The sequence below is a fragment of the Dechloromonas sp. ARDL1 genome (assembly GCF_051122455.1).
Lineage (GTDB): Bacteria > Pseudomonadota > Gammaproteobacteria > Burkholderiales > Rhodocyclaceae > Azonexus.
The window spans coordinates 4,371,752-4,392,983 of the sequence record NZ_CP168939.1 but is presented as its reverse complement, the minus strand read 5'-3'; the positions used below and the strand labels follow the sequence as shown (position 1 = coordinate 4,392,983).

The following is a 21,232-nucleotide window of genomic DNA, read 5'->3' as shown; positions in this document are numbered from 1 at the left end:
CCAAAGATAAACATCGCTGCTTATCTTTGGGTTTTGGTGGAGGATGACGGGATCGAACCGACGACCCCCTGCTTGCAAAGCAGGTGCTCTCCCAGCTGAGCTAATCCCCCGTAAAGCATGCATTACTTTGTTGCTCGGTCAGTTGCATAGCGCTGCTATGCGGCCTTTCCTTGCGCCTCGTACTGCAAGCTTTCTTGATGACGTTGGTGGGTCTGGTTGGAATCGAACCAACGACCCCCGCCTTATCAAGACGGTGCTCTAACCGACTGAGCTACAGACCCTCGTCTGTTTGCTACTTCTGAACAACCGATAAGTTGTGGGTGCCAGGATGCTTCTCTAGAAAGGAGGTGATCCAGCCGCAGGTTCCCCTACGGCTACCTTGTTACGACTTCACCCCAGTCACGAACCCCGCCGTGGTAAGCGCCCCCCTTGCGGTTAGGCTACCTACTTCTGGCGGAACCCGCTCCCATGGTGTGACGGGCGGTGTGTACAAGACCCGGGAACGTATTCACCGCGACATGCTGATCCGCGATTACTAGCGATTCCGACTTCATGCAGGCGAGTTGCAGCCTGCAATCCGGACTACGATCGGCTTTCTGGGATTGGCTCCACCTCGCGGCTTGGCAACCCTCTGTACCGACCATTGTATGACGTGTGAAGCCCTACCCATAAGGGCCATGAGGACTTGACGTCATCCCCACCTTCCTCCGGTTTGTCACCGGCAGTCTCGTTAAAGTGCCCAACTAAATGATGGCAATTAACGACAAGGGTTGCGCTCGTTGCGGGACTTAACCCAACATCTCACGACACGAGCTGACGACAGCCATGCAGCACCTGTGTTCCAGCTCCCTTTCGGGCACTCCCAAATCTCTCCAGGATTCTGAACATGTCAAGGGTAGGTAAGGTTTTTCGCGTTGCATCGAATTAATCCACATCATCCACCGCTTGTGCGGGTCCCCGTCAATTCCTTTGAGTTTTAACCTTGCGGCCGTACTCCCCAGGCGGTCAACTTCACGCGTTAGCTACGGTACTAAATGGTTTTACCCACCCAACACCTAGTTGACATCGTTTAGGGCGTGGACTACCAGGGTATCTAATCCTGTTTGCTACCCACGCTTTCGTGCATGAGCGTCAGTATCGGCCCAGGGGGCTGCCTTCGCCATCGGTGTTCCTCCACATCTCTACGCATTTCACTGCTACACGTGGAATTCCACCCCCCTCTGCCGTACTCTAGCTTCGCAGTCACAAAGGCAGTTCCCAGGTTGAGCCCGGGGATTTCACCTCTGTCTTACGAAACCGCCTGCGCACGCTTTACGCCCAGTAATTCCGATTAACGCTCGCACCCTACGTATTACCGCGGCTGCTGGCACGTAGTTAGCCGGTGCTTCTTATTCCGGTACCGTCATCCACACAGGGTATTAACCTATGCGATTTCTTCCCGGCCGAAAGAGCTTTACAACCCGAAGGCCTTCTTCACTCACGCGGCATGGCTGGATCAGGGTTGCCCCCATTGTCCAAAATTCCCCACTGCTGCCTCCCGTAGGAGTCTGGACCGTGTCTCAGTTCCAGTGTGGCGGATCATCCTCTCAGACCCGCTACAGATCGTCGCCTTGGTAGGCCTTTACCCCACCAACTAGCTAATCTGATATCGGCCGCTCAATCAGCGCAAGGTCTTGCGATCCCCTGCTTTCCTGCTCACAGAATATGCGGTATTAGCGTAACTTTCGCTACGTTATCCCCCACTGAAAGGTACGTTCCGATACTTTACTCACCCGTTCGCCACTCGCCGGCGGACCGAAGTCCCCGCTGCCGTTCGACTTGCATGTGTAAGGCATGCCGCCAGCGTTCAATCTGAGCCAGGATCAAACTCTTCAGTTCAATCCAACAAACTCGCAAATTCACTGACGGTAGATTTCTCTACCTCGATGGATTGCTCCATCTTTTTTCACCAGTGCGTTTGCCTTAATACTCTTTTGCAACTTGCGTCGCTTCGCATCAAGACACCCACACTTATCGGTTGTCCAATTTGTTAAAGATCAGTGCCGCGCCGTTTCGTTCGATTCGTCAGCAGCAGAGAGGCGAGATTATGAACACGATAAACATCTTCGTCAATCAATTTTTCCTTTGGGCAACTAATAGGCGCTTGGCTGGTGCAATTTATTGCCAGCTACGGAGCAGCGCCCTCGTTTTAGTAGCAATGAGCTTTAGCGTCCGGGGGTAATTCACCCGATTTCCAGGTGAGTGATTTGGCATAGACTGCGGACATCAGACCACTCAAGGATTTTTTCGATCGCCCCTCGTTGCACTCACGCTGCCTGCCTTCGATAGCCACTTGAGCCCCCCACTGAGGCAGAGGATCGGCATCATCAGCAACTTCCTGTACAAACCGAACACGCCTACACTTAAACCTCGGAACCACTACGAAACTCGGGACGATCCAGCACAAACCTGAACTCAACATTTCCTGAAAGTCCACTTCTCCGCGTTGGCAATTTCTGAGTTGGACAGATAACCGACTTTTACGGGACAATAATTCCCCCTCACCATGTCAACCTGGCCGGCCCAGCCGATTTAGTCAAAAAAAGCCCGACGGCGCTAAACCGTCGGGCAAGCGGCCATCGGGGTTGGATGGCTGAGGGTGGGATACTTTTACTTCTTGGCAGCGATGCGGTCGCGGATGTGCTGTGCACGCCCCGAAGATGACGGGTGCGAGCTGAGCATGCTATTGCTGTCGCCCAGCTTGGCGAGCTTTTCGAAGGCGGTGATCAGGCCTTCGCGCTTCAGCTTGGCGGCGGTCAGCAGGTCGAAGGAGTAATCGTCGGCATCGGTTTCCTGGGCTTGCGAGAACTGGGCGTTGACCAATTTTTCGGCGATAGCGCCGATGTCGGAGGAACTCAGCGCGGCGACGGCGGAATTGCCGGAGGCGGCAGCGACCTGGCGGGCAGCACCGGCGGCGTAGGCGACCTGCATCGACTTCTTGGAATGCCCCAGGGCAACGTGGCCGATTTCGTGGCCGACCACACCGCGCACCTCGTCGTCGGTCATCAGGTCCATCAGGCCGGAATAGACGCGCACGCAGCCGTTGTTCATGGCCCAGGCATTCACTTCCTTGGTCTCATAGACCTTGTAGCTGATGGTTACGCCCTCGACTGTCTTGGGCATGCTCTTGACGATCCTGGCCAGGCGTAGCGCGTACTTGCTCTTCGGGGCGGCGATTTTCGATCTGCCGTCGAGTTCGGCACAGGATTTATCGGACAACTGCATTACATCGGCATCGCTCAGCGTGGCCGCCTGGACGGCAGACTTGCCGGCCGTGATCAAGCCTTCGGCATTGGCGGCGGAGACAGTGGAAGTGGAACCGGTATTGCTGCACGCACCGAGGAAAAGGCTCGCCAACAGAGCACCTACAACACAACGACCATTCCGGACAAGCACAGGTGAGATATTTGAGAAAGATGGTGCAATTTTCATGACTGGAATCCTATTTCGTTTGCAAGATTGGCCACGCATCGGAGGCCGAACCGAAATTTTATCACCTTGACATAATTCGAAATTCATTTTTATGCACCGGGAATTTGTTCGCCTTTGCGCTCAGGCAATCTCCAGCCCGCATCGCTTCGTTTGCTTTGGATACAGGCGCCAAACCCCCTCGCGAGGCCGGGGAAAATCCACTACCAGAGGAAGATTTCCAACCCGATTGCGTTCTTGACACGCATCAACTACAGGTGTGCAACAGCCAGCTATCTTCTCGCCCGCCTGGCGCCCGAAACGTCCACCGCTAACGCTTGAATAGCAGCACACGCTTCAGATAGCGCCGTCTTACAAATCCCGCCATTTCCCATAAAAATACATAATGAAAAGCCTTAGCATCGCCGCCCGCCTCGGGATTGGCTTCAGTGTCATCATCGCTCTTATGGTGATCGTCGCTGTCATCGGTATTTCCCGCCTCGCCCTGCTCGACAACAATACCCGGACCATCGAGAGACAGGTCCAGATGATGAATCTCAGCACCGATATCATCAGCAAGACAAACCAGATCGCCATCGCCCTGCGCAACATGATGCTGGCTGAAGCACGTGACGATCAGACCCGCCAGAAGCAGATCGTGCTCGAGCAGCGGGCTTCCATCCTGAAGGATGTCGAACAGCTATGGCCTCTGATCACTGATCCGCGCGCCCGTGAAATCCTCGAACGGGCAAAGATGCAACGCGCCCGCTACATCGAAGGCCAGGAAAAGCTGATAGCCCTGATCGAATCGGGATCATCCGAAGAGTCGCGGCGTTACTTGAACACCGAACTCCGTCCCATTCTGCTCCAGTACCAGAATGCACTTGCCGAGTTCACCACCTTCCAGAGCGGGCTTGTATCCGCCGCCGGTACCGAAGCACACAAAGAACACACAATCGCTCGCAATCTCTGTATCGGGATTGTCATCATCGCCCTCGCTGTATCGGCCGTCATGGCCATGTGGGTAATCCGTTCTGTAACAGGGCCCCTCGGCGGCGAACCGGCTGCCGCCCAAGCAGCAATCGAACGGATCGCCGAAGGCGATCTGACGAGAGTAATCCCGGTTCGTGACCAGGACACGCGCAGCCTGATGGCGGCGACACGGAAAATGCAAGCCAACCTTCGGCAAATGCTCGACGACCTACGTCAAAACGCCGACGGTGTCGCCAACGCGGCACATGAAATGGCTACCACCTCCCAGCAAGTCGCCAGCGCCTCGGCACTACAATCGGAGGCTGCCGCGTCGATGGCAGCGGCCGTGGAAGAAATGACGGTATCCATCAACCACGTTTCGGAAAGCTCCCTGCACGCCCATAGCGTGACGACGCAAACAGGAGAGCTATCGAATGCAGGCAACCAGGCGATCGAAGACACGGTTGCCGAAATGCAACGCATCTCGACAACCGTGCATCAGGCATCGAGCACGATCCGCGACATGGGCGAGAGTTCGCAACGGATCAGCAGCATTGTCGGCGTCATCAAGGATGTCGCCGAGAAGACCAACCTGCTGGCCCTCAACGCAGCCATCGAGGCCGCCCGTGCCGGCGAGGCCGGACGCGGATTCGCCGTGGTGGCCGACGAAGTCCGGAAACTGGCCGAACGAACGGCCAAGGCAACGACCGAAATCTCCGACATGGTCGCCACGGTTCAGGGCAATGCCGATTTGGCTGTCGGCACCATGGATGAGACCGTTGCGTGCGTGACGGAAGGCGTCAATCTGGCACGCAAGACCAGCGAATCGATGCTCAGTATCAACCAAGGCTCCCAACAGGTGATGGATACGGTAACCGACATTTCCAATGCACTACGGGAACAAGGCGTGGCCAGTAACGAAATCGCCGCAAACGTCGAGAACATCGCGCGACGCTCTGAAGAAAACAGCAGTGCCATACATACCGTGGCCGAAATTGCCATACGGCTGGAGAAACTGGCCGCCGATACGCGCCAGACGCTCAGTCGCTTCCACATCTGAGGGCAACCAACCGCATAGAGCGCCAAGGAGAAGCATGCGATGTGCTGTATTTAAATACAGCACATCGTGCAAGATGGGCCGCTTTTGCGTATAGTTTCCTCCTCCCCAGCCCAGCCTGATACAGCGATGGAAACCATCCGCATCCGTGGTGCGCGCACCCACAATCTGAAGAACATCAACCTCGATCTGCCGCGCGACCAGCTCATCGTCATCACCGGCCTGTCCGGTTCCGGCAAATCCTCGCTGGCCTTCGACACGCTGTATGCCGAAGGCCAGCGCCGCTATGTCGAATCGTTGTCGGCGTATGCCCGCCAGTTCCTGCAGTTGATGGAAAAACCGGATGTCGACCTGATCGAGGGTTTGAGCCCGGCCATTTCCATCGAGCAGAAGGCGACCTCGCACAACCCGCGCTCGACCGTCGGCACAGTCACCGAAATCCACGATTACCTGCGCCTGCTCTACGCCCGCGCCGGCACACCGTATTGCCCGGACCACAACCAGCCGCTGGAAGCGCAGACGGTGTCGCAGATGGTCGATACGGTGCTGGCGCTGCCTGCCGAAACCAAGCTGATGATCCTCGCCCCGGTGGTCGCCAATCGCAAGGGCGAACAGCTCGACCTGTTCACCGAGCTACGTGCCCAGGGCTTCGCCCGCGTCCGTGTCGACGGCACGGTCTATGAAATTGATGCCGTGCCCAAGCTGGCCAAGACGCAGAAGCACACCGTCGATGTCGTTGTCGACCGTCTGAAGGTGCGCGACGACATGCGCCAGCGCCTGGCCGAATCCTTCGAGACGGCGCTCCGCCACGCCGACGGCCGGGCCATTGCGCTGGAAATGGATTCCGGCACCGAGCATCTTTTTTCGGCCAAGTTCGCCTGCCCGGTCTGCTCGTATGCCTTGCAGGAGCTGGAACCCCGCCTGTTCTCCTTCAACAACCCGATGGGCGCCTGTCCGAAGTGCGACGGCCTCGGCGTCATCCAGTTCTTCGACCCCAAGCGCGTCGTCACCAACCCCGCCGCGTCACTGGCCGCCGGCGCCATTCGCGGCTGGGACAAGAAGAACCAGTTCTACTTCCAGATCATCGAATCGCTCGCCGCGCATTACGATTTCTCGGTCGATACGCCATGGCAGGAACTGCCTGAAGCGGTGCGCCAGGTCGTCCTCTACGGCTCGGGTAGCCAGGCCATCGCCATCCGTTACCTGAATGAGAAGGGTACCCGGTTCGACCGCACACACACCTTCGAGGGCATCATCCCCAATCTCGAACGGCGCTACCGGAGCAGCGACTCCAATGCGGTGCGCGAGGAGCTGTCGAAGTACGTCAGCAACTCGGCCTGCCCGAGCTGCAGCGGCACCCGCCTACGCATCGAGGCACGCCATGTCCGGGTCGGCGACAAGACCTTGCACGAACTCAGCCGCCTGCCGCTTGGCGAGGCGCGCAATTACTTTAATTGCCTGACGCTGGCCGGCGCCAAGGCGCAGGTAGCCGAGAAAATCCTCAAGGAAATCACCGCCCGCCTCACCTTCCTGATCAACGTCGGCCTCGACTACCTGTGCCTGGAACGTTCGGCCGAGACGCTCTCCGGCGGCGAAGCGCAGCGCATCCGGCTGGCCTCGCAGATCGGCTCGGGCCTGACCGGCGTCATGTACGTACTCGACGAGCCCTCCATCGGCCTGCATCAGCGCGATAACGACCGCCTGCTCGAAACGCTGAAGAACCTGCGCGACATGGGCAACACCGTGCTCGTCGTCGAACACGACGAGGATGCCATCCGCAGCGCCGACTACGTGGTCGATATCGGCCCCGGCGCTGGCGTGCATGGCGGCAGCATCGTTGCCGAAGGCACCCCCGCCCAGGTCGCCGCCAACCCGGCTTCGATGACCGGCGACTACCTGTCCGGACGCAAGGCCATCGTCGTCCCGAAGAAGCGCCGCCAGGCCAACCCGGACAAGCAGCTCAAGGTGGTCGGCGCCTACGGCAACAACCTGCGCGACGTCACCCTTGAAATTCCCGGTGGGCTGCTCACCTGCATCACCGGCGTTTCCGGCTCTGGCAAATCGACGCTGATCAACGACACCCTCTATGCTGCTGCTGCCAAGCACCTCTACGGCTCGACCACCGAACCGGCACCGCACAAGGAAATCGTCGGCCTCGACCTGTTCGACAAGGTCATCAACGTCGACCAGTCCCCCATCGGCCGCACCCCGCGCTCCAACCCGGCCACCTACACCGGGCTGCTGACACCGATCCGGGAGCTGTTTTCGCAGGTGCCGGAATCCCGGGCGCGCGGCTACGGCCCCGGCCGCTTCAGCTTCAACGTCAAGGGAGGCCGCTGCGAGGCCTGCCAGGGCGACGGCATGATCAAGGTCGAGATGCACTTCCTGCCCGACATCTACGTCCCGTGCGACGTCTGCCACGGCAAGCGCTACAACCGCGAGACGCTGGAAATCCAGTACAAGGGCAGGAACATCCACGACATCCTCGGCATGACCGTCGAGCAGGCCCGCGAGTTCTTCGATGCCGTGCCCGTCGTCGCCCGCAAGCTGCAGACGCTGGTCGATGTCGGCCTCAGCTACATCACCCTCGGCCAGAGCGCGACCACGCTTTCCGGCGGCGAGGCGCAGCGGGTCAAGCTGGCCCTCGAACTCTCCAAGCGCGACACCGGCCGCACGCTCTACATCCTCGACGAGCCGACCACCGGCCTGCATTTCCAGGACATCGAGATGCTGCTGGCCGTCCTCCACCGCCTGGCCGACCACGGCAACACCATCGTCGTCATCGAGCATAACCTCGACGTCATCAAGACCGCAGACTGGATCGTCGACCTCGGCCCCGAAGGCGGCGGCGGCGGCGGCCGCATCTTGATTTCCGGGACGCCTGAAATCGTGGCGAAACACAAAACCAGCCATACTGGCCGCTTCCTCAAACCGCTACTGGGAAAAAGCTGACGGAATATGGAACACAACGGTATCGCCCTGCTCATCGATGCGGACAACTGCCCGGCCGGCAAGATCACCGACATCCTCGACGAATTGTCGAAGTATGGGGTGATCAACATCCGCCGCGCCTATGGCGACTGGAAGAGCCAGAACCTGAACGGCTGGGCGGAAATCCTGCATGACCACGCCATCCAGCCGGTTCAGCAGTTTGCCTACACCAAGGGCAAGAATGCGACAGACAGCGCCATCATCATCGATGCGATGGACTTGCTGCATGGGCAGAAACTAAGCGCATTCGGCATTGCCTCCAGCGACTCGGACTTCACGCCGCTTGCCATGCGCCTGCGTGCTGCCGGCCACAAGGTTTTCGGGTTCGGCGAAAAGAAGACCCCGCCGCCATTCGTCAATGCGTGCACCAAGTTCCTGTTTCTCGAAAGCCTTGGTCAGCCTGCAACGACAGAGGCCGCGCCGGTACCATCGCCAGCCATGCCCCAACGCAAGACCACCAACGAACTACGTTGCGATACACGCTTGGTTAACGCGTTGCGCAACGCCGTTGCCGCCATTTCAGATGAGGAAGGCTGGGCCGCCCTGGGCGGCGTAGGCTCGCACATCAACAAAAGCTGGCCCGCTTTCGACCAACGGAACTATGGGTACGCCAAACTCGGCGATCTGGTCATCGCCAGTGAGCTTTTCGAGTTGCGCCGGGACAACCATAACCATATGCAGCTTCGCTCAACCGGCAAAAAAAGCCAAAAACCGAAGCCTGCCGAGAAAAGCACGCAATGAATGACTTCGAAGAATTCAAGGGCAAGCAGGGCCTGACCCGGTTGATCAATGCGCTCGGCTACTCCAGGGACGGCCTGTGCGCTGCCTGGAAGAACGAGGCCGCCTTTCGCGAAGAAGTCATGCTGGCGGCGGTCGCCCTGCCGCTGGCCTTCTACCTGGGCAAGACCGGCATTGAGCGCGCCCTGCTCGCCGGCAGCATCATCGTCATCCTGATCGTCGAAATCCTCAATTCGGCAGTCGAGGCCGTGGTCGACAAAGCCTCGCCGGAAAAGCACGAATTGGCCAAGCGGGCCAAGGACATGGGCAGCGCGGCGGTGCTTCTGTCGCTGCTCAATGCGGCGGTGATCTGGGCCTGCGTTCTGCTCTAGCCTCGCCCGGCGCTCAGGGCTTGCGGCACCCGGCCGAAAAATCCATTTCCCGGGTGTAGACCGAGGTCTTCACATCGAGCAGCCCGAGCAGGCTATGGAAGATGTGATCATGGCTGAGCGGCGTGGCAGCGACCTTGCCGATGCAGCCGTCGTCGAGCGCAAAGCGCGCCGGGAAGCCCGCTGAGAACCACATCACCATCGGCACTTTGGTCTGCACGTCCGGGGCGATCTTGTAAGGTACGCCGTGGAGGAAAAGTCCCTTCTCGCCCAGCGATTCGCCATGGTCCGACACATAGAGCAACGCCGAGTCGTGTGCGGCATGGTCGCGCAATGTGCGCACCAGCGAAGCGACGACGTGGTCGGTGTAGCGGATCGCATTATCGTAGGCGTTCACGATGCTCTCGTTGCTGCATTTGGGCAGGTCGGGGTCCTCGCAGGCCGGGGTGAAATGCTTGAAGGCATCCGGATAGCGCTTGAAGTAGGCCGGGCCGTGATTGCCCATCTGGTGCAGGACGATGAGCAGGTTACCTGGAGTCTCGCCGATCAACTGCTTGAGCGAATCGACCAGCGCGCCATCCTGGCACTCGCCGCCAGTACACGCCGCTGGCGACCTGGCCGGGTCGGGGCGAATCGATTCGACGCCATCGCACACCCCCTTGCAACCGGACTGGTTGTCGACCCAGACGACGCGGAAACCCGCCCGGGCAACGACATCGAGAACCGATTCGCTGCGCCGGATGCGCGTTTCGTCGTAGGCGCGCCGCCCCCACGGAGAGAAGATGCAGGGCAGGGAGGTTTCGGTATCGGTACCGCAACTGGTCACGTCGGCGAAATTGATGATGCCGGCTTCCGCCGCCAGTTCCGGCGTTGTCTGCCGGGCGTAGCCGGACAGGCCCCAGTTGGCGGCGCGCGCCGTCTCACCGAGCACCATGACCATGACCACCGGTTTTGTACGCTCGTTCCAGGCGGCGCCCCGGACAGCGTCGACGCCAACCGGTTCGCGCGGCTGATCGGCCTCCTTGGCCTGGCTGCGCGCCACCTGGGCCAGCGAATAGATATAGTTGGCCGGCGTAACCAGAAAGCGCAGCTCCCGGTTGTTGCGCATCAGCGAAGCGATATCCTGGAAATTGGCGAAAATAGCGCCGCCCGCCGCAAGCAGCGCCAGCAGCAGCGCACCGGCACGAACGACCAGGGCGCGCCAAAATACGCGCTGCCGCAGCTCAATGCGACTCAGCACCCAGAGAGGAAGTGCGGCATACAGCGCCAGTTGCGGGATCAGCGACCAGGTCAGCAGGTCGCGCGCCTCGCGCACATCGGTCGCCATCACGTTACGCAGCATGGCGGTATCGAGATAGACCTTGTAGCGGTTCATGAAATGCACGGCAAAGGCCGTTGCCACAAAGAGCAAGGCCAGCAGCGGCTTGGTCGTCCAGCGTGTGGCGACCAGGCCGAGCAGTGCGAAATGCAAAGCAAGCAGCACGATCAACAGCGAGGCACCGAGCAGCCAGCTGTCCGGCTGCGCCATGTCGTAGCCGGACAGCATGCCGGACAGGAACAAGGTATTGCAGAACAGCGCGAAGAAAAGGCTGGCCAGCAGCAGCACGCTCTCGATGGAGAGAACGACCTGCCCCGCAACGAGGCGTTGAACGAAGGAGAAAAATGCCGCCAGCGGTCGACGCATTGGAAATTCCCGAAAATTTCAGCCCGGGATTTTACTGCCCGACACGACCCGCTCAGGGATTTTCTTGTATCGGATTTGTGACGGCCTTGGCGTCATCGATCACCACCCGGTTGCGCCCCTGCCGCTTGGCGGCATACAGCGCTTCGTCGGCATGCCGCAGGGCGGCCTCGATCGAACATTCGCTGGCGTCGGCCAGGCCGATGCTGACGGTTACCGTCACCCGTCGCCCATCGGGCAGCAACACCGCGTTATCGGCACAACCGGCGCGCAGGCGTTCAGCCAACTTGACGGTTTCCACGGTAGAAATCTCGGGAAACAGGAAGGCGAACTCCTCGCCCCCGTAACGGCAGACGAGATCGGACTGGCGCAGCGCCTCGCGAACCCGCTCGGCAAACGCCTTCAATACGACATCGCCTGCAGCGTGGCCATAGGTGTCGTTCAGCTTCTTGAAGAAATCGAGATCAGCCATCGCCACCGTGACCGGCCGGCGATAGCGCTGAGCCCGCTGCAGCTCCATCTCGGCCGACTGCATGAAATGGCGGCGGTTCGTCAGGCCGGTCAGGCCATCCTTGTTGGCCAGCGATTCCAGGCCGCGCCGAATTTCTTCATTCTGGACCAACAGGCCGTGGTGATCGCGGATGGCCTCCTCGACCGCCTGAATCTCGAGCAGCCGCGAGGTATTGAACAGCGGCGCCGGTTGCTCCGCGCTGAGACCCGACAAGGCATGATCGATGCGCTGCAGCGGATCGATCAGGTGGCGGCGCACCAGCACAACGAGAACAACGAGGAACACGGTAACCAGAAGCAACACCGCCACCAGCTTGTAGCGCGCCAGACTCATGACCGCCGACACCTGTTGCAGGTCGTTGCCGGCCAGGTTGACGCCCTCCATCGACACATCGTCGACCTGAGCGCCCAGCCGGCCGGCAATGCGTTGCCACGCATCGTAATGGGCTGCCGGCCGCTGGTTATCCCGTACTGATTGGCTGACCACCTTACCGAGAAACAGCTCGGCTTCCCGCGCCAATCCGGCCGCCTCAGGATGCTCCAGCACGCTGGGATGGCTGGCGATGAGCGTCACGACGAACATCGACTGCTGCCGCGATGCGTGTGAGCTGACAGCAAAGATACGCTCCCCCTCCTGCCTCAACTGCTCCAGATTTCGCGCCAGGCGCTGGTAGCGAATGATTTCGGGGAAAGTCCGCTCCTGCAGGCGGTCATTAACCTCGATCACCCGCTGCTGATCCTCGGCGAGCAGCAACACCGCCAAGCCGAAGGCAATGACGAAAACGGCGGCCAGCAGGCCGAAGGCCCGGCCGGCATGAAAGCCGCGGCGACTGACCGCGGCTTCAGGCATGGCGGTGCGCCGAGGGGGGATGGAAAATCGACGACGGCATCAACTCACCCGAAAAGGGAGAAAGCGGGAGTTGATACGATCATACGTCCCATTCCGTTTGATGCGCGCGAGTGCCGCGTTAATGTCGTTTTTCAAGTGCGCTCTATGGGGCGAGATGCCGAACGCGATATCGCCGCTCAACTCGGGCGCACGCAAAACGGTCGGTGCCAGGCCCAACCCGCGAAAGGCTCGATTCTTCTGCATCTGCAGCGCGGCGATCATGGGCACCAGCGCCGCCTGCGCTTCGCCGGCGATCAGCATGCGCGTCAGTTCGCCGCTGCCGCGCGCAGCCTTGACATCCCAGCCCTGGCGGCGCGCGTAATCCTCCTGAATCGAACCACCAACCACGGCGACGCGTACCCCTTTGCGCCCCGGCGAGGCATCGGCAGGCCCTAGCCACAGACTGAACGAGCGAAAGTACGGATCAGCCTGGATCAGCTTGACCCGCTGCTCCCTGTTTTCGAAAAGACCGGTTGCGGCGATATCGGCCTTGCCCTGCAACAATCGCGGGAGGGCATCGCCCTGGGCAACGACTTCGAATACGCAGTTGGCACCGATCTCGCCGCACAAGGCCCGGGCGATCTCGACACTGAAGCCGGTCAGTTGCCCCGACTCGTCCCGATAGGCCAGCGGCGCGGCATCGTCGGCAACGACGACGCGCAATTCGATGGGACGCCCTCCTTCTGCTCCAGCCCCGAACGGAAGGAAGAACGTCAGCAGGAGAACGAGGAAGAGCCGCATCCCATGGCAATATTATGACAATCGGTAATTATATGACGAGATACGCGACGGCGTGAGGGCTTATTTCCCTAGTGGATCACCTAGTGGCAACTCGACCAGCAAGCCCTGCATGGGAAAGAAAATCGCCGCCCGTACCGGCAGCGGATCGCTGGCGAACAGCGCGGCATAACGCTCCAATTGCGGCCGGTGGATTTCCGCTCTCTGCCGCAACTCCGGCTCCGGCAGGCGGGCCGTCTTGTAGTCGATGATCCAGCGGCACCCCTCGGCGACAAAACAGCGGTCTATCACGTGATGACTGGCCTGCATGTCCCGCAGGCTGCTCCACGCCTGCTCGGCGGCACCTTCGGCATGGGCGGCAAGCACCCAGCGCCCCGCTTCGCTGTTCAGGGTGCAGGCGAGTGCCGCCACCACGTCGGTAGCGCCAGGCCCGGCTGCTTCGGGGGGATGGCCCCGCCCTTCCAGCCAGCGTCGATAGGTTGGTTCGCAAGCGGCCACGCGCTCGGACGACCAGGCCTCCACGCCCTGCAGCGCGATGATCTCCAGGCAACGATGGACCAGCGTTCCAACCGAGGCCTCCAGCGACAGCGCGCCATCGGCATCGTCGAGTTCGAGCGGATTGTCGGCCGCTGGCCGATCGGCAGGAAGGACTTGCAGGGCGTCCGCCATGCCGACCTGGCGAAGACGCAACAGCGGCGGAACGAAAGCGGCCGAATCAAAACCCTTGCCACCGCCTTGCGGCGCCTCTTCTGCCAGCGCCGCAAGGCACGCCGGCTGGGCGATGCCCGACCAGAGCAGCTTGAGCAGGGTGCCGGCAGCCGGCGGTTTAAGGCCGTCATCCTTGCGCTCGTCCGCCTTGGCGATACCGACCAGATGCAGGCAGCGAATCGCCCGCGTCGCAGCTACATAGAGTAGGCGCTCCGTTTCGTGCGCGGCGCGTTCGGCCTCGACGCGACGCAGGTAATCATAGGCAGTCGGTTCGTCATCACCGGCCCCTTTCTGGCGCATGGGCGCGACCAACAGATGCTCGCGCCCGTCGGCAGCCGGGAACAGGTCCCAGAGCAGCAGGCTGCTTTCGTTGCCTCCCGTATCGCGGTGCAGGCCGGGCAGGATCACCGTATCGAATTCCAGCCCCTTCGATTTGTGGATGGTCATCATCTGCACCGCCTCGCCCTGCGGGTCGGCCGGTGCAAACAACTCGGCCGCCTGTTCGGCCAGCGTGTCGGCATCGAGATTGCGGGCGGCGACCAGGCGATCGACCAGCGCGAAGAAGGCAGCCACGTCGTTGAGCGCTTCCGGCGCCTCCAGGCAGCGCGGGCCGCCCAGCATCAACCAGACGCCCTCCAGCCAGCGTCGCGGATGCTGCCGGTCGCGGGCTGCGAAAGCGCTCGCCAGCACCCCGCGCACGTGCAGCAGGCGGCTGCGGCCATCGGCGGAGAGGCGCAGCACGCGCTCATCGTCCCGCATCAGCTGCCAGATCGTTTTCTGGCGCTCGTCGGCGGCCAGCGCATGCAGATCAGCCAGCGTCAGGCCGCACCATGGCGCCCGCAGCAAGGCCAGCCAATGCACGCGGTCGGCCCGGTGGTGCAGGGCACGGAACAGGGTCAGCAGATCCTGGATGTGCTGCCGCCCGTCCAGCCCTTCGATATCGACCGCCTGGAAACGCAGCTCGGGCGCGCTGCGCCGAATCTCCGCGACCAGCGCATCGAGGTGGCTGCGCGCCCGGACCAGCACGGCGACGCGCTGTTCCGGCGCCTCCCGCCGCGCCTGGCGGATCAGCGCCAGCACCTGCCGCGCCTCCTCGGCGGCGCCATCGTCCCCATCCCGCTCGATGACCGGGTGCACGACCACGGCGCTATCCGCCCTTGCCTCCCGGGTGGCCGCCGATTCGGCGTAACGCACGGCGCCGGTTTCCGGCCAGTCCTCGGCCGGGAAGATGCCGGGAAAGGCGGCGTTGACCCAATCGACAATCCCCGGATAAGACCGGTTGTTGCGGAACAAGCGCAGATGTTCGAGGCGGACATCACCGATGCCGCGTTCGCGGACACGCAGGAACAGGCCGACGTCGGCCTTGCGGAAACGGTAGATCGACTGCATCGGGTCGCCAACCACAAATAAAGTACGACCATCGTCGGGCATCCAACCGCGCATCAGCTGCTTGAGCAGATCGACCTGGGTCGGGCTGGTGTCCTGGAATTCATCGACCAGCAAATGGCGAATACGGTAGTCAAGCGCCTGCGCCAGGTCGGTCGGTGCCTCGTCGTCGCCCAGTGCCAGGCCGGCACGGGCGGCGATTTCGATGAAGTCGACCTCTCCTGCTTCCTGGAAGGCCAGCCACAGTTGCCCAGCGACCAGGCGCAGCAGGCGCGAAAAGCACGCCACCGTCGCCCACTCGGCATCGCTCAGGCGCGGCTGCGGCAGACTGCCCAAGCCGCCCAGCGCCGCCTCGACGCCGGGGGTCGCCCGCAGATCGGCCAGCAGTTCGAGCATGGCCTTTTTCTGCTCGGCGAATGGCTTGTCAGCCGGGAAGCCGCAGCGCTTGTCGACCGTCTTGCGCAACGTTCCCGTGCCGGTCAGCAGCAGGCCGGCCAACGCCTGCCAGCGCGCCAGATCGTCGATGCGGGCGTGCAGCGGTTCGGCCCAATCGAGCAGTGCAGCGAAATTCCCCGCCGCGTTGGCCGCCGCGAAACGGGCCAACGGCATGAGCAGCGACTGCATCCGCCCGTCCAGCACATCGCTGACCGACCGAAGGTCACGCTCGATCAGCCCCGCGAAGCCGGCCTCGACCTCGGCTTTCATCTCGCCGCTTTCGATACGTGCGGTATACGCCAGCCATTGGTCACGCTTACCGAGCATTGCAATGAGCAGGCTTTCCAGGCGCCCGGCGTTGTTGTCCATGAAATCCAGCGCGGCGGCCACCACCTCGGCATCGCTGCCTTCGGACTCGACCATCTCCAGCGTGCGACGGGCCGCCGTGGCATAGTGGGCCGCGGCATCCTCGCTGACCGCCGGCTGGCTGCCGAAGCGGCTGAGGTAAGGCATCTGGCGCGCCAGGCTGGCGCACAGCGCGTCGAGGGTGGTGATGCGCAGCCGCCCCGGATGATCGAGCAGCCCCCAGCCCCGCTCGCCGTCGCGGAGCAGTGCCGCGCCAGCCAGCCTGAAGGTCAACTGCTTGTGCGGCTCGACGGGCAGTACCCCACTCGCCGCCGTTTCCAGGCTGCGCAGGATGCGGTCGCGCATCTCGGTCGCCGCCTTGTTGGTGAAGGTCAGTGCCAGGACCTCCTCCGGGTGGTCGACTACGGCAAGCAGGCGCAGGTAGCGCTGGGTGAGCAGTTCCGTCTTGCCGGCGCCGGCAGGCGCCTCGACGATGAACGAGGCGACCTCCAGCGCCCGCTCGCGGGCCTGCCGATCCTCGGCCAGACGGTCGTTCAGCGACATCGGCCCGGACTCAGGAAATCCGGAACAGGCGGGCGAAGTTGGCCACCTCCAGAACCTGCTTGACCGCCCCCCGGGGATTGGCGAGTTCGACCTCCTTGCCGAGCGCTCCCAGTTTTTCCCGCAGCAGCAGCAACATGCCCAGCGCCGAACTGTCGAGGTAGTCCACGTCGGCAAAATCAAGGACGATGACTTTCACCCCGGCGTCGGCGAGAAATACCTCGTAGGCGCTCCGGAACGCGCGGTGCGAATCGAACTGGAATCGACCGCTCAGTCGGAGTGTGACGCGTTCGTTGGTTTGGGACGGCTGGATATTCATGAATTCTCCCTGATTGTTTTTTGCCGACGCCCTCAGCCGCCTAGGCGTCTACTCCAGGTCGCCAGCGCCTGCATCTGGGCGGCAACTTGCTGGATCAGCTTGGCATCGGTGAGATTGCCGTCGGCATCGAAGGCGCCTGCGAACGCATTGGCGAAGACTTCCGGCTTGTTGAGCGGATGCAGGTCGAGAAAGACGCAGACCTGACGCAGATGGTATTGCGCCCGCGATGTCCCCATGCCGCCCCCGGCCCCCAGGATGGCCACGGCCTTGCCGGCGAGCAGGGCGTTGTTGGGCTCGCGCGAGGCCCAGTCGAGGGCGTTCTTGAGCGCCGGAGCGATCGAGTAGTTGTATTCGGGGCAGGCGAGGACCAGCGCATCGGCTGCTTGCATTTGCGCCAGCAGGGCCTGGACGGCGGCCGGTTTTTCGGTCAGGTCGGCGTTGTATAGCGGCACGGCCGACAGATCGGCGATTTCCATGCTCACCCCTTCCGGCAGTTCGGCCATCGCCGCCCGCAACAGACCGGCGTTGGTGGATTGACGGCGCAGGCTGCCGCAAATGCCCAGAAATTTCAGTTCACGCATGCTTTTTCTCCCGTTCAATGGATAGGGGCGCCGGCCTCGGGGCCGGCCATCTTTCCGGCGGCCGCCGCCAGCAGGCGGCGACGCTCCGGCAAACGCAGCAGCGGCAGCACTTCGCAATACTGCAGCCCTTTTTCATCGGCAAAGCTGACACCGGCCACCCCGGCCTTCACTTCGCCCGCCACGGCATGCAACCGCTCCCGCCAGTGGGTAATGACCGCAATCCAGTCGGGAAATTCGGCCGGATCGAATATTTTCTGGCGCTCATCGCCGACCCCCTGCACGCCGGGGAGGATATCCTTCTCGTCGGCAACGCCGGCAAATGCCGGCTTGTCGAGCAACACCTTGGCAAAAACCACGGCGGCGACCTCGTCGTTGACCAGGGCGGCATAGATCGGCAACTGCGGTTCGGTGATCCGCTGACCGGCCCAGTTCTTCGTGTCGATGCCGGCCCCGGTCTTGTAATCGATGATCAGTTGCCGCCCGTCGTCGAGGCGATCAATACGGTCGACGACCATCTTGACCTTGATGCCATCGATCTCGACCTCGGCCGGCTGCTCGCAGGCAATGACCGAAAAAGCCTGACCACGCTGCCTTTCAACCTGCAGCCAGACATCGAGCAGCTTGTGCAGCCGCGCTGCTTCCAGCACCCGGAAACGCGCCGGCAGCGTCATCCGGCGCTCCGTTTCGAATGTCTGAATGGCCACCGCCACCGCGCTCTCGATGACTTTCCGGCACGCCTCGCCGGAGAGGGCCGCAAGCGCGGCCGAGGTCTGCACCGTGCGCCAGAAGGCTTCCAGTGCCGCATGCACCAGGGTGCCACGGGCGGCTGGATCGAGGCCCTCGACCGGCACTTCCATGGCCTCGCCACCCAGGCGGTACTGGTAATAGGCCCACGCCGGGCAAATCGCCTGCGCACGCAACAGCCAGCTGCCGCCCGAAACCTTCTCGCCATCGGACACCGGCGGCGCGACGGCATCGTCGATCTGCTCAACGACGCCCCCCGCCTCGGCGGCCAACTGCCGGGCCACAGTCGCCAATGCGGCCGGCTCGACCGGCTGAACCGGCAGTTTCGCCAGCAGAGGACTGGGGCGCAGCAAGCGATTGCCGTCGGCCAGCGCATAGGAATAGCGCACTTCCGGTGCCGCCTGCGACAGCCGCGCATGGACGCGGCGGGCAAAATCGAGTTCGACCTCGGCGCTGGCGTGGCTGGCCCCAGCCGCACGCAGCAGTTCCGCCGGCAGTAGCGGATTGGGGCGTGGCGGTGGGGGCCACTGATCGTCGTTCAGACCCATCACCCACAGCGCATCGAAGGACAGGCCGGCACTCTCCAGCACGCCCAGCACCTGAATCGCCGGCTTGCCCCGCGTTTCCGGCTGGAACAGGCGCTGGCGGCACAACTGGGAAAGGCGGCGCACCGCCTCGGCAAAACCCAGCGGCCCCAACAGCGTATCGAAACGCCCGAAACTATCGAGAACTTCGCCGAAAGCCCGACGGGCTTGATATTCGTGGCTGGACAAGGGGCGATCGCCCGGCCAGCCGGCCGCTGCCAGCACGGCGCGGAAAACACCGGTCCAACGGCCGGGTAGCTGCTTGCGCGGCGCCCGCTCGCTCGCTTCGACAAACACCGACAATGCCGCCATGCTTCGCGGACAAAGAGACGGCGCATCGGCCGACAAGCGTTCGGCCAAGCCCAGAATGGCGCGCGGCGTGGTGAAATACGGCAAACTGCGACGCACGGCGGCATCCAGTTGCGCCCGGCCATCGGCCTCCGCCTCGGCGGCCGACCAGCCGCCCGCGAGCAACAGGGCCGACAGGCGGCCCTGCTCGATCTTGGCTCGACTGCCGCCGAGCGACAGCAAGTCGAGGGCCACGCGGACCAGCGGGATATCCGCCAGCGCGCGCCCGAGCGAGAAGTTGAAGCAGCGCGGATGCTCGGCCGCGTCGGAGCGGATCAGCAGCGGATGCAGGACATCGTCGAGCAAAAATTCCAGGCGATCGCGTACACCGGCCAGGTTGGGGGCGACGATGCCGAGCCGGGCATTCGGGCTATCCGCCAGGATTTGCTGCGCCCAAGCCACGACCAGCGCACATTCGGCGTCAAGATCGGCACAGGCATGCACCGTTTGCCGGGGCGCCTCGCAAAAAGTCATGCTTTCCTGCCCGACTTCAACGCCGCGCGTAGCCAGCACAGCCATCAGATCACGCTCCAGCGGCGTGAAGCGATCGAAGCCGGCAAAAAGAACCGTCGCCGGCAAGGCGAAATGGCCGGCCTCGATCAGGCCAATCAGTTGCCGGTGCAGCCCGGCCGCGTCGATCCAGCCATCCGTCCGGCAACGCCGCTCGAACTCGGTCTGCCAGCCGATGAACAGGCGCGCCTCGTCGGACAATTGCTGGCCGCCCGGCTTGAGCTGCCAGACGCGGCACAATGCCTGAGCCTCCGCAGCGGAAGCCGCCATGCCCTGGATATCGAACAGGGGCGCCGCTTCGGTCAGCGAACCGGCGATCACCTTCTCCCAGAGCAAGCGCTCGGCAAAGGGATCGAGCGCTGTCGGCAGCTCGGCAACGCCGCTCAGGGCGGCCTCCTCGGCCAGTCCGCTCAGCCACTGGGCGAGCGTCAGCGCCCGCCGCGTCTGCCACACGCGCCGGCCGGCCGGCACCTCGCCGCGCAGTGTCTGGGCAAGGCGCGTCGTCGCGCACAGGGTCAGGATGGCGTTCAATCAGCGCCCCGAGAACGCCACACGATCAATACGACGCTGCCGGAACGGCCGGTTTGGCCGGGCCCGCAGGTTTTGCCGGAGCAGCCGGCGCCGGAATGATGGCGGGACCGGCCGGCTTGACGACCGGAGCGGCGGGTTTCGCCGGCATGCCGGGAACAGCCGGTGCCGCAGGCTTTGCCGGCACCCCCTCCACCTCAGACACAACAGCCGGCGCTGCCGGCTTGTGGTCGAGCATCGGCCTGGCCGGTTGGGCTGGCTGGAGAGGCGAGGCCGGCGTCATGGGCTTTTCCGCAGCCACAGCCGCCGGTGCGGAAACGGCTGGCTTGGCAGGCGCGGCTGGCGCCATTGCGTTACGGGTTGGCGCAGGCAAGCTCCTCGGCTTGGCCGGGCTGGCTGCGCCCTCCGCCCGGGGGGCTTTTTCCGAGGCAGCTTTCTTGTCGCTTGCCCTCGTTGCCGCGCTATCCGCCGCCTCTATCCTGGTTGGCCCGCTGAATGAAACCTTGCCCTTCAAGCCTTCGATCACGTTTTCGTGCAAACCCGGCACCTTCTTCAGGTCGCGTAGCGACTTGAAAGGTCCGTTCTGTCGCCGGTAGTCGATGATTGCCTGGGCACGGGTTTCACCGATGCCATACAGGGTGTCCAACTCTTCCGCGGAGGCGGTATTGACGTTCACCTTGGCCCAGGCCAGGCCCGAACATAGCAGGGTGGCCATCGCAAACGACAGGAAACGGGCTTTCATGGTCTCACTCCCGGTAAATTGATCGTCCAAGTATGCCACTGCCCGCTGGC

Annotated in this window: 13 protein-coding genes, 2 tRNA genes and 1 rRNA gene; 4 read left to right on the top strand and 12 right to left on the bottom strand. The window is 62.5% G+C overall.

Annotation, left to right across the window (positions count from 1 at the left end):
- Positions 1 to 34 precede the first annotated feature (34 nt).
- From AB6Q56_RS21670 to AB6Q56_RS21655, 4 genes are all read right to left on the bottom strand, one after another.
- Positions 35 to 110 (bottom strand) — tRNA-Ala (locus tag AB6Q56_RS21670).
- Between the two features lie 94 nt (positions 111 to 204).
- Positions 205 to 281 (bottom strand) — tRNA-Ile (locus AB6Q56_RS21665).
- Between the two features lie 59 nt (positions 282 to 340).
- Positions 341 to 1,878: ribosomal RNA gene (locus AB6Q56_RS21660) — 16S ribosomal RNA — on the bottom strand.
- Between the two features lie 771 nt (positions 1,879 to 2,649).
- Positions 2,650 to 3,396 (bottom strand): M48 family metalloprotease, encoded by a 747-nt coding sequence (locus AB6Q56_RS21655; protein ID WP_434515075.1) that lies wholly within the window; start codon positions 3,394 to 3,396, stop codon positions 2,650 to 2,652.
- 457 nt (positions 3,397 to 3,853) lie between these two features.
- Between AB6Q56_RS21655 and AB6Q56_RS21650 the strand changes: the two genes are divergently transcribed.
- The 4 genes from AB6Q56_RS21650 (at position 3,854) to AB6Q56_RS21635 (ending at position 9,576) form a co-directional block, all read left to right on the top strand.
- Positions 3,854 to 5,479 (top strand): methyl-accepting chemotaxis protein, encoded by a 1,626-nt coding sequence (locus AB6Q56_RS21650; RefSeq protein ID WP_434515074.1) that lies wholly within the window; start codon positions 3,854 to 3,856, stop codon positions 5,477 to 5,479.
- Positions 5,480 to 5,605: 126 nt separating this feature from the next.
- Entirely contained in the window at positions 5,606 to 8,428 is a 2,823-nt protein-coding gene (gene uvrA / locus AB6Q56_RS21645) for an excinuclease ABC subunit UvrA (protein ID WP_434515073.1), read from the top strand.
- Positions 8,429 to 8,434: 6 nt separating this feature from the next.
- Positions 8,435 to 9,208, top strand: coding sequence for an NYN domain-containing protein (locus tag AB6Q56_RS21640; RefSeq protein ID WP_434515072.1), 774 nt, complete (start codon positions 8,435 to 8,437; stop codon positions 9,206 to 9,208).
- Positions 9,205 to 9,576: a diacylglycerol kinase gene (locus AB6Q56_RS21635; protein WP_434515071.1), complete on the top strand. Its 372-nt coding sequence runs from the start codon at positions 9,205 to 9,207 to the stop codon at positions 9,574 to 9,576. Before AB6Q56_RS21640 ends, AB6Q56_RS21635 begins: the two co-directional genes overlap by 4 nt.
- Before the next feature lie 13 nt (positions 9,577 to 9,589).
- Here AB6Q56_RS21635 and AB6Q56_RS21630 read toward each other — a convergent pair whose 3' ends face one another.
- Genes AB6Q56_RS21630 through AB6Q56_RS21595 form a run of 8 tightly spaced genes read right to left on the bottom strand, consistent with a single transcriptional unit; the run spans position 9,590 to position 21,182 of the window.
- Entirely contained in the window at positions 9,590 to 11,257 is a 1,668-nt protein-coding gene (locus AB6Q56_RS21630) for a phosphoethanolamine transferase (RefSeq protein WP_434515070.1), read from the bottom strand.
- A gap of 52 nt (positions 11,258 to 11,309) precedes the next feature.
- Complete coding sequence (locus AB6Q56_RS21625; protein ID WP_434515069.1) at positions 11,310 to 12,614, bottom strand: diguanylate cyclase; 1,305 nt, start codon at positions 12,612 to 12,614, stop codon at positions 11,310 to 11,312.
- A 39-nt stretch (positions 12,615 to 12,653) separates the two neighbouring features.
- The gene (locus tag AB6Q56_RS21620; protein ID WP_434515068.1) at positions 12,654 to 13,394 is read right to left on the bottom strand and encodes a substrate-binding periplasmic protein; all 741 of its coding nucleotides are present in this window, start codon (positions 13,392 to 13,394) and stop codon (positions 12,654 to 12,656) included.
- 60 nt (positions 13,395 to 13,454) lie between these two features.
- The gene (locus tag AB6Q56_RS21615; protein ID WP_434515067.1) at positions 13,455 to 16,829 is read right to left on the bottom strand and encodes a UvrD-helicase domain-containing protein; all 3,375 of its coding nucleotides are present in this window, start codon (positions 16,827 to 16,829) and stop codon (positions 13,455 to 13,457) included.
- A 10-nt stretch (positions 16,830 to 16,839) separates the two neighbouring features.
- Positions 16,840 to 17,145 carry an STAS domain-containing protein gene (locus AB6Q56_RS21610; protein WP_434515066.1) on the bottom strand — a complete coding sequence of 102 codons (306 nt, stop codon included), beginning with the start codon at positions 17,143 to 17,145 and terminating at the stop codon, positions 16,840 to 16,842.
- Positions 17,146 to 17,177: 32 nt separating this feature from the next.
- Positions 17,178 to 17,726 (bottom strand): NADPH-dependent FMN reductase, encoded by a 549-nt coding sequence (locus AB6Q56_RS21605; protein ID WP_434515065.1) that lies wholly within the window; start codon positions 17,724 to 17,726, stop codon positions 17,178 to 17,180.
- Positions 17,727 to 17,740: 14 nt separating this feature from the next.
- Positions 17,741 to 20,443 carry a PD-(D/E)XK nuclease family protein gene (locus AB6Q56_RS21600; RefSeq protein ID WP_434515064.1) on the bottom strand — a complete coding sequence of 901 codons (2,703 nt, stop codon included), beginning with the start codon at positions 20,441 to 20,443 and terminating at the stop codon, positions 17,741 to 17,743.
- A 25-nt stretch (positions 20,444 to 20,468) separates the two neighbouring features.
- The gene (locus AB6Q56_RS21595; protein WP_434515063.1) at positions 20,469 to 21,182 is read right to left on the bottom strand and encodes a ComEA family DNA-binding protein; all 714 of its coding nucleotides are present in this window, start codon (positions 21,180 to 21,182) and stop codon (positions 20,469 to 20,471) included.
- Positions 21,183 to 21,232 lie beyond the last annotated feature (50 nt).